This window comes from Micromonospora parva (assembly GCF_040649675.1).
In the GTDB taxonomy this organism is placed as follows: Bacteria; Actinomycetota; Actinomycetes; order Mycobacteriales; family Micromonosporaceae; genus Micromonospora; species Micromonospora parva.
Genome location: NZ_JBEZFX010000010.1, coordinates 247,215 through 259,377 on the forward strand (window position 1 = coordinate 247,215; position 12,163 = coordinate 259,377).

Annotated in this window: 8 protein-coding genes; 4 read left to right on the forward strand and 4 right to left on the reverse strand. The window is 71.5% G+C overall.

The annotated features are described in order from the left end of the window. Positions 1-36: 36 nt before the first annotated feature. Complete coding sequence (locus AB0C03_RS25275; RefSeq protein WP_030330808.1) at positions 37-642, forward strand: response regulator transcription factor; 606 nt, start codon at positions 37-39, stop codon at positions 640-642. Between the two features lie 119 nt (positions 643-761). Next, positions 762-1,346: a response regulator transcription factor gene (locus AB0C03_RS25280; protein WP_030330810.1), complete on the forward strand. Its 585-nt coding sequence runs from the start codon at positions 762-764 to the stop codon at positions 1,344-1,346. Between the two features lie 28 nt (positions 1,347-1,374). On the opposite strand, the gene AB0C03_RS25285 is transcribed toward AB0C03_RS25280, so the two are convergent. The 4 genes from AB0C03_RS25285 to lanKC all read right to left on the reverse strand — a co-directional run bounded on the left by AB0C03_RS25285 (position 1,375) and on the right by lanKC (position 7,712). After that, the gene (locus AB0C03_RS25285) at positions 1,375-3,153 is read right to left on the reverse strand and encodes an ATP-binding cassette domain-containing protein (protein ID WP_030330812.1); all 1,779 of its coding nucleotides are present in this window, start codon (positions 3,151-3,153) and stop codon (positions 1,375-1,377) included. After that, on the reverse strand, positions 3,150-4,877 hold the full coding sequence (locus AB0C03_RS25290) for an ABC transporter ATP-binding protein (RefSeq protein ID WP_030330813.1): 1,728 nt from the start codon (positions 4,875-4,877) through the stop codon (positions 3,150-3,152). Before AB0C03_RS25290 ends, AB0C03_RS25285 begins: the two co-directional genes overlap by 4 nt. A gap of 70 nt (positions 4,878-4,947) precedes the next feature. Then, positions 4,948-5,067 carry a SapB/AmfS family lanthipeptide gene (locus AB0C03_RS25295; RefSeq protein ID WP_013734295.1) on the reverse strand — a complete coding sequence of 40 codons (120 nt, stop codon included), beginning with the start codon at positions 5,065-5,067 and terminating at the stop codon, positions 4,948-4,950. A gap of 5 nt (positions 5,068-5,072) precedes the next feature. Beyond that, positions 5,073-7,712 (reverse strand): class III lanthionine synthetase LanKC, encoded by a 2,640-nt coding sequence (gene lanKC, locus AB0C03_RS25300; RefSeq protein WP_245233594.1) that lies wholly within the window; start codon positions 7,710-7,712, stop codon positions 5,073-5,075. Positions 7,713-7,933: 221 nt separating this feature from the next. Between lanKC and AB0C03_RS25305 the strand changes: the two genes are divergently transcribed. Together AB0C03_RS25305 and AB0C03_RS25310 are read left to right on the forward strand one after the other, a co-directional pair. Further along, positions 7,934-9,154 (forward strand): PP2C family protein-serine/threonine phosphatase, encoded by a 1,221-nt coding sequence (locus AB0C03_RS25305; protein ID WP_030330818.1) that lies wholly within the window; start codon positions 7,934-7,936, stop codon positions 9,152-9,154. Positions 9,155-9,631: 477 nt separating this feature from the next. Further along, positions 9,632-12,067 carry a non-reducing end alpha-L-arabinofuranosidase family hydrolase gene (locus AB0C03_RS25310; protein WP_210864543.1) on the forward strand — a complete coding sequence of 812 codons (2,436 nt, stop codon included), beginning with the start codon at positions 9,632-9,634 and terminating at the stop codon, positions 12,065-12,067. Positions 12,068-12,163 lie beyond the last annotated feature (96 nt).

A 12,163-nucleotide genomic window follows, 5' to 3' on the forward strand; every position in this document is an offset into this window, starting at 1 on the left:
CCGCCGTGACGCGTACCTGAGATCGGAGAAGACGTGGTGATCCACGTTGTTGTCGCCGAGGACATGGGTCTGCTTCGCGGGGCGCTCTGCGCCGCGCTGTCACGAGAGGAGGACATGGAGGTGGTCGCCGACGTCGAGGGTGTCGGCGAGCTGTTGACAGTGGTTCGGCGGTGCCGGCCACAGGTGGTGGTGCTGGCGCTGACGCCGGAGCTGCCCGACCCGGTGGAGGTGGTCGCCCGCATCGACGTCGAGGCGCCGGAGGCCGCCGTGCTGGCGATGAGCCCTCGGTGGAGCCCAGCCCTGGTGGAGGCGGCGCTGGCGGCCGGCGCACGGGGTCTGGTCGGCAAGGACAGCTCGCTGGCCGAGTTGGTGCGGGCGATCCGCGCCCTCGCGGCCGGGGAGCGGGCGATCGATCCGAGCGCGGCGGTGGCGGCGCTGAGTCCCACCGAGATGCCGTTGACGCCCCGGGAGATGGACGTGCTGCGGATGGCCGCCGAAGGCCTGCCCCTCAAGGAGATCGCCGTCCGCCTCTACCTGGCGCACGGAACGGTGCGCAATCACCTGTCGGTGATCCTGCGCAAGACCGGCGCCCGCAACCGGTTGGAGGCGGTGTCGCGCGCGCGGCGTAACGGCTGGCTGTAGCCGTCGGGGCGGGTCCGGTGGAGACAGTCCGGACCCGCCCCGTCACCGTGCGGACCCGCCGGACCCGTGTTTGAATGTTGACGTTGAGTGATCACTACCGGAGTGCAGGAAGGTCCATCGTGATCCGTACCCTGCTCGCCCTGGACGGCGCCCTGGTGTTGGGTGCGCTGTCGTTCGTCCTCGCCGCCGAGGAGGACATCCGCGTCGTGGCGGAGGTGGATCGCGGTGATGCGGTCTCCGCTGCCGTTCACACCCAACGCCCCGACGTGGTGGTGGCCGACCTCGACTTCGTCGAGGGAATCGATCCCGGCCGCCTCGGTGGGTGCCCCCTGCTGTTGCTGGCTCACCCGCACCGGGCGCGGCGACTGCGAGGCATGCTCTGCCCGACCAGGGCGGTCGGCATCCTGCGCAACGACGCCGCCCCGCACCGGGTCATCGACGGCATCCGCCGGCTCGCCCGCCGGGAACCCGTGCTGGACGCGGATCTCGTCGTCGCGGCGCTGCGCTCGGACGGCCCACTGACCAGCCGCGAGACGGAGGTGCTGAGGCTGACGGCCGCGGGAGCGCCGGTCGCTGAGGTGGCGGCGTCGCTCGGGCTCACCCGCGGCACCGTCCGTAACCATCTCGGTCGGATCGCCCGCAAGGTGGGTGCCCGTACCCGGGTGGAGGCCGTGCGGATGGCGGGCGAGGCGGGGTGGATCTGACCAGCGCGTCGGCGCTGACGGGCGGGGTTCAGCCCGGCCGCGCCGACGTCGCCCGGGACGGCACCACCGGGTCGTCCCAGCAGCCGACGAGCATCCGGTAGGTGGCCGAGCGGGCCATCAACTGTTCGTGCGTGCCCAGCAGGGGCTCGTCGCCATCGAGGACCAGCACCCGATCAGCCCGCAGCGCGGAACTGATCCGGTGTGCGATGACCACGAGGCTGCCGGGCCGCCGGGCGAAGGCGGCCTCGACCGTCGCTTCCAGCGCCGGATCCAGGTGGCAGGTCGCCTCGTCGAGGAGCATCAGCGGGGCGGGTGCCAGCCAGGCCCGGACCGCCGCGATGAGTTGCCGCTCGCCCGCGGAGAGCAGGGCCGGCGTGACCGGCGCGCTCAGGCCACCCAGACGAGCGGCCAGCGGACGCGCGCCGAGCGCGTCGAGGGCGACCTCCAGCGTGTGCTCGTCGGCGTCCGGCCGCAGGTAGCGGAGGTTGTCGGCGAGACTGCCGGTGAACACGTACGCCTCCTGGGGTACCAGCACGCGCATCCGGGCGAGGCCGACCGGATCGACAGCGGTGACCGGCGCGCCGGCCAGGTGGACAGTGCCCGCCTGCGGAGCCACCAGACCGGCCATCAGGGCGGCCAGTGTGGACTTGCCGGCGCCGCTGGGTCCCACCACGGCGAGATGGTCCTGGTCGGCCAGTGTCAGCGAGAAGTTCCGCAGGACGGGTCGGGCGCGCGGACCGTAGGCGAAGGTCAGTCCCCGGACCTCGACGGTTGGTGACCGTCCGCCGGGGGCGGTGGGCGGCCGGCGGTGGGGTGTCCGGTCGGCGGGGGCCGGCGGGCGTTGGTCGTCGGACACCGGATAGGTGCGCAGGATGTTCTCCAGTGTGACCACGTAGCGCAGCCCGCCGCCGCCGAGACCCTGCACCAGTGTGTGCAGAGCGGGTTGCAACCCGGTGGAGACGTAGATCAGCGCACCCAGCACCGCGCCGGCGGTGAGACCACGCTCGACCAGCCACGGGGCGGCCACCATCAGCACCAGCAGGGGCAGCCAGCCGCCGATGCCGAGGCTGAGGCTGCGGATCGCCGCCATCCGGGCGAGCATGCGTTCGGTGGCGGCCTGCGCCGACACCCAGCGGGCCACCTCGGCCGTCACGCGGGTCTGGGCGCCGCAGGCCAGCACGTCGCGGTGACCGGCCAGCGCGGTCGCCGCCGACTGGCCGAGCTGCTCACCGGCCCGGACGTACGCACGCTGGTGGGTGACCATCGCCGGCAGCGCCGCGAGGAACACGCCCAGACCGGCGACCAGCGGCACGGCGGCCAGCGCCGCCACCACGGGCGCCAGGGCGAGCAGGCCGAGCAGGGCGGCGCCCGCCGAGAAGAGGAAACCACGGGTCACCATCAGCAGACCGGCGAAGGTGTCGCGGACGATCTCCATCTGGTGGGTCAGCCGGGTCACGGCGGCGCTGTCCGGGCGGCCACCCGCCCGGGTGGCGTCGCCCAGCGCACCCCGGACCACCTGGGCGGCCACCTCGTCACGGAACGGCTCGACCACGGCGCCGAGGCTCCGGTACGTCCGACCGGTGGCCGCCGCGCCCACCAGCACGGCCACCGCGAGGACCCCCAACCAGGCCAGGCCGTTGAGCGGACGTCCGGCCAGGAAGCCCTCGTCGACGGCGCGGGCGACCAGATAGCCGGCGAGCAGCGCGGGCAGCGACTCGACAAGCGACCAGCCGCCGAGCCCGGCGAGCGCCCGTCGTCGGGCCCGCAGCGCCCGCCAGGTCACCCGGCGTACGCCGGAACGGCTCACGATCCGCCGCCGGCCGGCTGGAAGACCGCCCGGTAGTCCGGGTCGGCCCAGAGTTGCCGGTGCGGCGCCAGGCCGCGCAGCCGACCGCCGTCCAGCCAGGCGACCAGGTCGGCCGCCGCGGCGGCCGCGGTGCGGTGGGTGACCACCAGTCGGGTACGCTCCCCGCCCCGCCCGAGGACCGCGGTGGTGATCCGGTGTTCGGTAGCGGTGTCGAGGCTGGACGTCGCGTCGTCCAGGATGAGCAGCCGCTCGGCGGCGAACGCGCGGGCCAGGCCGAGGCGTTGGGTCTCGCCCCCGGAGAGGGGTGTGTCCACCAGCGGGGTGCGATAGCCGCCGGGCAGACGGTCGATCACGTCGGCGACCGCCGCCGTGCGGGCCGCCCGCAGCACCGCCGGTGTGGCCGGGCTCCGATCGGCCGGCGGCGTCGCCGCGTCGACCGGCAGCGCCAGGCCGATCGCGTCGTGGACTGTCGCGCCGATCAGCACCGGCCGGTCGAAGGCGTAGCCGACGGCACGGCGCAACGCCGCCGTGTCGAGGTCGCGCAGCGGCACACCGTCGAGTCGCACCTCACCGCGGTCGGGGTCGTGCAGCCGGCCGGCCACGGCCGCCAGGGTCGACTTGCCGGCACCGGACGCGCCGACGACGGCCACTGTGGCTCCGGCCGGCACGTCCAGGTCGATGCCGTCCAGGATGGGCCGACCGTCGTCGGCGTGCACGCCCACCCCGCGCAGTCGCAGGGCGCCCGCGCCGGGTGGAAGGGGCCGATCTCCTGCGGGCGCGGCGGACTGTGCCAGCAGCTCGGCGACCCGGTGTGCTCCGGCGCGGCTGCGGACCAGGTGGTTCAGGGTGGCGAGCACGCCACCGAGGCCGGCGCCCATGGCCGCGTACCGGACGGCGGCGACCAGTTCACCCGGCGTGAGCCAGCCTGCGGTCAGGGCGTACCCGCCGACCGCGATGACGCTCAGGTTCAGCAGCGGCGCCACGGCCGCGGTGCGGGCGCTCGCCCGGGCCAGCAGTTCCCAGGAACGCCGGCCGTGCCGGTCCAGCTCCGGCAGGGCCGCCAGCACCCGGTCCTGCTCGCGGTGGGTGGTGCCGGCGGCGGCGATGGTCCGGGCGCCGGTCAGCGACTCCAGCAGCCGTCCGGCGATGGTGCCGAGAACCCGTTGGTACCCGGCGGTCGCCGCCGAGGCGTCAGCCACGAAGGCGCGCATGAGGACGGCGAGCAGGCCGAGGCCAGCGAGCAGGGTGATCCCGAGGACCGGTTCCATGATGGCGAGCGCGACGACGCTGCCCAGCGGCGGAAGCACCGCCACGATGGCCAGGACCACGGCGTTGCCGGCCTGTCCCGCGTCGGCGGCCTGGCCGACCAGACGGCCGACGAGATCACCCACCGGGTGCCGGCGGGTGGCGCGGATGTCCAGGGCGAACAGGTGACGCAGCAGACGCCGGCGCAGTCCGGCGGTGGCGCGGGCCGCACCGTACCCGCTGGTCAGGTCCGTCAGGGTGTCGACGCCGATGAGGACGACGACCAGGCCGCAGGCGGACACCGCCCACCAGCCGGAACCGCCGCCGAGGGCGGCGTCGACGGCGCGGCCGAGCGCCGCGGGTAGCAACAGTTCGGCGGCCGCGCCGAGCAGCGCGACCGCCGCGAGTCCGGCGGTCCAGCCGCCGCCCGCCAGGACCGTCTGCCGCAGCAGCCTGTCCCCCGAGGCGAACGTCGGCATCGGTCCTCCCGTTGGTACGCGGTTGCCCTGGGTGGGCACGTCTACCCACCCAGGGCCCCGTGTGTGTGGATCAGTTGCAGGTCGTGACGGAGAGCGAGCTGTCGCCGCAGAGCAGCAGGCTCGCCCGGCTACCGCCACCCGTGCGGTCGGCCGGAGCCATCTCCAGGCCCTGGAGGTCCAGAAGCGCCATGTCGTTCACCTCCCTTCCATCCGTTCGCTGATCAGGTCGCCCTCGCTGTGGCGAGGGAGTCTCTGCGCGCCCGGCAGGGGCGCGAGGAAAGGCAGCGCCGGCGGTTGGTCGTGCCGCGCGCTGGCCAGCGCGTACAGCACGCCGGCGGTGCCGGTGCCGAAGTCCATGGAGAGCCGCAGCAACTGCTCGCCGGGGAACGCGGTCCCCTCCCGGTACGGCAGCGCGTGCCAGCTCAGCCGGTCCAGCTGCGCGTCGAGTTCGCGGCGGTCGGCGTGGTCGGTCGAGGCGGCGAGGTAGGCGATGATGCCGGCCCGTCCGGCGAAGAGCCCGGACTGTGCGTAGAACGGTGAGCGGGCCGCGCGGCGGATTCCCGCGCTCGCCTCGGCGAACCGGTCGTCGGCCCGGTGGCGCAGGTACTGGTCGAGGACCAGCCCGATGCCGACGCTGCCGTGCGCCAGGTAGGGCATGGTGCGCCAGCCCTCATTGACCTCCAGCGCACCGTCCGGCCGCAGCACACACCGGCGCAGGTCCTGACGCAGGGCCGTGGCGGCGTGCTCCAACAGCTCGCCGTCGCCGCTGAGTTCGTAGAGGCGCAGCAGCATCAGCGCCGGTCCGGTCCGGCCGCGCAGCAACCCGGCGTACGGGTGGTGTCCGCCGCTGACGTCCGGGCCCGGGTCGTCGGCCAGCTGGCCGATCACCCGCTCGGCGGCCCGCCACGCGGCGTCGCGCAACGACGCCTCCCCGGTACGCCCGGCAAACTCGGCCAGGTTGAGCGCGATCCCGGACAGTCCGCCGGACAGGCTGTGGTCGAGCCCGTCCAGTGGTTCTCGCAGGCAGATGTCGAGAACGTCCAGTGCGTCCTGTCGGCGGCCAAGGTGGGCGAGTGCGTACGCGACGCCGTGCAGCCCGTCGTAGAAGCCGCAGCGGGTGCCGGACGGGGGTGCTGTCGCCCGCCGCACCAGCCAGTCCTCGTGTTCGGGCCACCGCCCGGCGCCGCTCTTGTCGAGCGCGTACAGCACGCCGGCCGCTCCGTGGGCGAGGTTGAGGCCGCCACTGCGGAACTGTTCGATGTCGCCGGGGAAGAGCCGGTCGTCGCGTTCGGGGGTGGCGCTGGCCACGATCGCCGTCGTCAGCTGGTGACGCATGGTGGGCCAGTCGTCCGCGCCGATGCGTGGGTCGGTGGTGACCGGTGGGGCGCCGGTGATCTCCTCGACCGCCGGGTCGAGGAAGGACCTCGGCACCGGGAAGTTCGCGGCGATGATGTCGGCCAGGTGGGTCACCTTCGCGGGGGCGAGCCGGACCAGCTGGGTCAGCGGCAGGAACAGCGCCAACCGAAGGCAGGCCAGGGCGTACTTGTCGACCGCCGGGCCGCTGCGGTCCCTCGGCGCCGCGAAGCCCTGGTTGCGCAGCCCGGGTCGGCGGTGCCCGGCGATCGGGGCGGCCACCTCGAAGTCGACGAGGGCAACCTGGTCGTCCGGCCGGATCATGATGTTGAACAGGTGCAGGTCCCCGTAGACCAGGCCGCGCTCGTGGATCGCCGCGACGATGGTTTCGACCTGCTGGTAGACATGGCGGGCCCATCGGACGTACGCCGCCCGGTCGCCGTCTGTCGCGTCGGCGTCGATCAGTGGGTACCTGTCGACAAGCACCTTGTTCAGCGGTTTGCCGTCGATGAACTCGAGCGCGAGGAACCGGTGTTCGCCGAGGACGAACTCGTCGTGCACCTGCGGCACCTGCGGCAGGTCGGCGAGTTGCCGCAGGGCCTGCGCCTCGCGGGCCAGCCGGGCGACGGCGTCGGTGCCGTCGGCGTCCAGGCCGGCGTGCGGTCGAGCTTCCTTCAGGACCACCTCGGTGTCGGTACGCAGGTCCCGGCCCACGTACAGCCCACCGCCGTTCGAGAAGTGGATCACCCGTTCGATCCGGTACGGCACCTGGTTGGTGCTGGTGTCGTTGCGGGCGGCCAGGTGCGGGCCGAGGAAGTCGGGCAGGGTGATCCAGGACGGTACGTGGAAGACCGGTTCGCGGCGGTCGGGCACCAGCGTGCCGGAGTCGTCCTCGATCGCCGGGACCACCTGGCCGTCGGGAGAGTGGCAGTAGCGGGCGGCGAAGCCGCCGTAGCGCACGTGGACGGGGCCGGCACCGTAGCGCAGGTCGCTGAGGATGTACGGTCCGGGCTCGCCGGTGAGCAGTTCGTCGAGTTCCTTGCAGGTCAGTTCCAGCTCGGCGTCGTCGCGCGGGTAGACGGTGACGAACTTGCCGCTGGCCGCCCGGGCGGCGTACTTGGAGTTGCGCAGCAGCAGCGTGCGTGGCCCGCGCAGGAACTTGAAGGACAGGCCGCGGGGGACGCAGTAGTTCCAGACCGCGTCCAGCACCCGCTCGGCGTTCGCCAGACCTGCCGACACGTGAATCTTCCAGCCCTGCTGGGGCAGCGAGCCGCCGTCGGGCGCGTAGATCAGCCAGTCGTCGAGCGGCTCACGGCGCCAGCCGGCCGGTACCGGCCGGTCGGCGGCCGGGAAGACGGGCTGCGCGACGGCGCTGCCGAGCGAGTCGTAGAACAGCCGATCTGCGGCGCAGTAGCTGTCGTAGCGTTCGTCCACCGTCTCGCCGCCCTTCGAACTCGGCCGGCTGTTGTTCCGGCGTTGCATCGAGTCTCATCGACAGGACGGGGCGGTCTCCAGTGCGCTTAGTCATGACCTTCGATGCATGGCGCACAGGCACACATGACATTAGTCAGGTCCGCACGGCCGCGCTCAGATCGGGTCGGTGAGGTCGGAGACAGAGGCGGGTACTCGCCGTCGGGCGACGGACAGTGTCGATCTCGCTGCTGGCGTGCCGACGGCGGCGGGCCGGCGTCTAGGCTTCCTGCGTGGCCGATGCCGAGCTGGTGACGAATGACGAGCGGCTGCGTCGTATCGAGGCGATCACCGACGCGGCCCTCTCAGGGCTGAACATCGCCGAGTTGCTCGACGAGCTGCTCGAACGGATCCGGGACCTGCTCAAGGTCGACACCGCCACCATCCTGCTGCTTGACGACCACACCGGTGAGCTCGTCGCGACAGCGGCCAAGGGCCTGGAGGAGGAGGTACGCCGCGGTTTCCGCATCCGGGTCGGACGCGGCTTCGCCGGTCGGGTGGCGGCGACCCGCGGACCGGTCATGATCTATGACGTCGGGCCGGACGACGTGGTCAATCCCATCCTGCTCGTCAAGGGCATCCGTGTCCTGCTGGGCGTGCCCATGCTCGTCAACGGCAACCTCGTCGGCGTACTGCACGTCGGCTCCCTGACGCTGCGGCGGTTCGGCCCGGACGACGTGCAGCTGTTGCAGCTCGTCGCCGATCGGGCCAGCCTCGCCGGTCAGGCCCGCGCACAGGTCCTCGACCGGCAGGCGGCGCTGGCGCTGCAACACAGCCTGCTACCGGGCCGACTGCCCGACGTCCCCGGCCTGGACCTGGCCGCCCGCTACATTCCGGGCCACGACCTGGGCATCGGTGGCGACTGGTACGACGTGTTCACGTTGCCATCGGGGTGGCTGGGCGCCGTCATCGGCGACGTCTCCGGTCACGGGCTGCCGTCCGCCGTCGTGATGGGACGCATCCGCAGCGCGCTACGCGCCTACGCTCTGGATTCCGACGACCCCGCCCAGGCACTGACCTCACTCGACCGCAAGATCCACCACTTCGAGGCGGGCACTCTCACCACCGCCGTCTACGCCCTGATCTCTCCCGACCGCACGCGGGTGCACGTCTCCTCGGCGGGCCACCTTCCCCCACTGCTGGCCGTTCCCGACCAGCCCAGCGTGCCCGTCAGCGTGTCGGTGGACCGGCCACTCGGGGTGGGCCGGCCGGTGAGCAATCGCCGCACCACGGTTCTGGACCTACCGCCGGGCGCGGCGCTGGTCTTCTACACCGACGGGTTGGTCGAGCGCCGCAGCGAGGTGATCGACACCGGGATCGAGCGTCTCGCCGACGCCGTGCGGCCCGGGCCGGCCGAGGCGTTGTGCGACCACATCATGGCCACCACGGCGGAGGAACACCCGAACGACGACATTGCCCTGTTGGTCATCCGCCGTCGACCACTGTCGGACTGAGCCGATCGGGCAGCTGATCCACGGCTGACCCACCCACCGGTCACGCATTGTTCGATCTTGTGCGCCGGAAGGCGCGCGAATCGTGGCGCCCTGATCCGTAACAGGTCCGAAACTACCGGTTGAAAACCAGGGATTTTTCTGCCAGCCTGGGAGCCATCGACAGGTGTGAACGTTAACAAGATCCTTCCGCGGAGGAGGCGCCTCACGCAACCGTCAGGCCCACCCACCTGCCAGGTGACCACATCCACCACCCTGCGGTACCAGCGCCCGCGACCATGTCCCGGCGGGCGACCGGACCCACTCATCGCAACGCTCCACCCGCTGGTCAAGTAGCCCGAGCGACCCGCATCCGGGCCACCACCTGAGGCCGCTGCCGGCCCGCTCGGGCGGACTCAGCACGGTGACCACCGCCATCTGGCGGGGCCACCCACTCGAACAGCGCCAGAGCTCTTCCTATCCCACCACCGGAGGATCAGCATGCCTTCCCGGACCCGTCTCACCGGGCATACCCGACTGCGAACGCTCACTCTTTCCGGAACCGCCGCGATAATTCTGACCCTGATCGTGTCGCTGCTGCCCAATCTGGCCCAGGCCGCCGAGACGACCCTCGGCGCCGCCGCAGCCCAGTCCGGCCGCTACTTCGGCGCCGCCGTCGCCGCGAACAAGCTCGGTGACAGTGCCTACACGACGATCCTGAACCGCGAGTTCAACAGCGTCACGCCCGAGAACGAAATGAAGATCGACGCGACCGAGCCGCAGCAGAACAACTTCACCTTCGGCAACGCGGACCGGATCGTGAACCATGCGACCTCCCGGGGTTGGAAGGTCCGGGGCCACACCCTGGCCTGGCACTCCCAGCAGCCGAGCTGGATGCAGGGCATGGAGGGCTCGGCGCTGCGCAGCGCGATGCTGAACCACGTCACCCGGGTGGCCACCTACTACCGGGGCAAGATCCACTCGTGGGATGTCGTCAACGAGGCGTTCGAGGACGGCAACAGCGGCGCCCGTCGTAACTCGAACCTGCAGCGCACCGGCAACGACTGGATCGAGGCCGCGTTCCGCGCCGCCGACGCGGCGGACCCGAACGCGAAGCTCTGCTACAACGACTACAACACCGACAACTGGACCTGGGCCAAGACCCAGGCGGTCTACAACATGGTGCGCGACTTCAAGTCCCGGGGCGTGCCGATCGACTGCGTCGGGTTCCAGTCGCACTTCAACGCCAACTCGCCGTACAACAGCAACTACCGCACGACGCTGTCCAGCTTCGCCGCCCTCGGGGTGGACGTGCAGGTCACCGAGCTGGACATCGAAGGCTCCGGCACGACGCAGGCCAACACCTACCGCAACGTGGTCAACGACTGCCTGGCCGTGGCCCGCTGCAACGGGGTCACCGTGTGGGGCGTGCGGGACTGCGACTCGTGGCGCTCCGGTGGCACTCCGCTGCTCTTCGAGTGCAACGGCAACAAGAAGGCCGCCTACAACGCCACCCTGGAGGCGCTGAACAGCGCCACTCCCACCAACCCGCCGACCGACCCGCCCACCGACCCGCCCACCAACCCGCCCGGCTCGGCCAACGAAATCGTCGGCACCCAGTCCGGCCGGTGCGTCGACGTGCCCAACGCGGCGACCACCAACGGCACCCGGGTGCAGCTCTACGACTGCAACAAGCAGACCAACCAGGCCTGGACCTACACCTCGGGCAAACAACTGCAGGTGTACGGCACCATGTGCCTCGACGCCGCCGGCTCCGGCAACGGCGCGGCGGTGCAGATCTACAGCTGCCACAGCCAGACCAACCAACAGTGGAACGTCAACTCCAACGGCACCATCAGCAATGTCCAGTCCGGGCGATGCCTGGACGTCTGGAGCACCAGCAACGGAGCCCAGATCCAGCTGTACGACTGCCACGGCCAGACCAACCAGCAGTTTCGGCTCGCCGCCCTCGGCGGTGGCACCCAGACGCCCACCCCGACGCCGACCACGCCACCGCCGACCGGCGGCGCGTGCGACCTGCCCTCGTCGTACCGGTGGTCGTCGACGGGTGCGCTCGCTCAGCCGAGGTCGGGCTGGGTGTCGCTGAAGGACTTCACCGTGGCGCCGTACAACGGTCAGCAGCTCGTCTACGCCACCACGCACGACACCGGAACCACCTGGGGCTCGATGAACTTCGGCCTCTTCAGCAACTACTCGCAGATGGGCTCGGCCAGCCAGAACGCGATGAACTCGGCGACCGTCGCGCCGTCGCTGTTCTACTTCGCCCCGCGCAACATCTGGGTGCTGGCCTACCAGTGGGGCGGCACGGCCTTCTCGTACCGGACCTCGAGTGACCCGACCAACCCGAACGGATGGTCGGCGGCGCAGACGCTGTTCACCGGCAGCATCTCCAACTCCAACACCGGCCCGATCGACCAGGCGCTCATCGGCGACGACCAGAACATGTACCTGTTCTTCGCCGGCGACAACGGTCGGATCTACCGGGCGAGCATGCCGATCGGGAACTTCCCGGGCAGCTTCGGCTCCAACTACACGACGATCATGACCGACTCGACGAACAACCTCTTCGAGGCCGTCCAGGTCTACAAGCTCCAGGGCCTGAACAAGTACCTCATGATCGTCGAAGCGATCGGCGCGAACGGGCGCTACTTCCGCTCGTTCACCGCCAGCAGCCTGGGTGGCACGTGGACGCCGCAGGCCACCAGTGAGAGCAACCCGTTCGCAGGCAAGGCCAACAGCGGTGCCACCTGGACCAACGACATCAGCCACGGTGAGCTGCTGCGGACCAGCGCCGACCAGACCATGACCGTCGACGCGTGCAACCTGCAACTGCTCTACCAGGGTCGTTCCCCCAGTTCCGGCGGCGACTACGGCCTCCTGCCGTACCGGCCGGGTCTGCTGACCCTCCAGCGCTGACGATCGGACACCGCCGGGGGCGGGTGGGCTCGCGCGAGCCCCGGCGGCCAGCAGCACCCAGGCCCCGAGCAACTCGCTGCCGGCGGCGATCCCGGC

What these genes read in the sequence shown, in the direction of transcription:
- AB0C03_RS25290 (WP_030330813.1), bottom strand. Translation starts at nt 4,877, where the DNA reads ATGCCGACGTTCGCCTCGGGGGACAGGCTGCTGCGGCAGACGGTCCTG.
- AB0C03_RS25295 (WP_013734295.1), bottom strand. Translation starts at nt 5,067, where the DNA reads ATGGCGCTTCTGGACCTCCAGGGCCTGGAGATGGCTCCGGCCGACCGC.
- AB0C03_RS25310 (WP_210864543.1), top strand. Translation starts at nt 9,632, where the DNA reads ATGCCTTCCCGGACCCGTCTCACCGGGCATACCCGACTGCGAACGCTC.
- lanKC (WP_245233594.1), bottom strand. Translation starts at nt 7,712, where the DNA reads ATGCAACGCCGGAACAACAGCCGGCCGAGTTCGAAGGGCGGCGAGACG.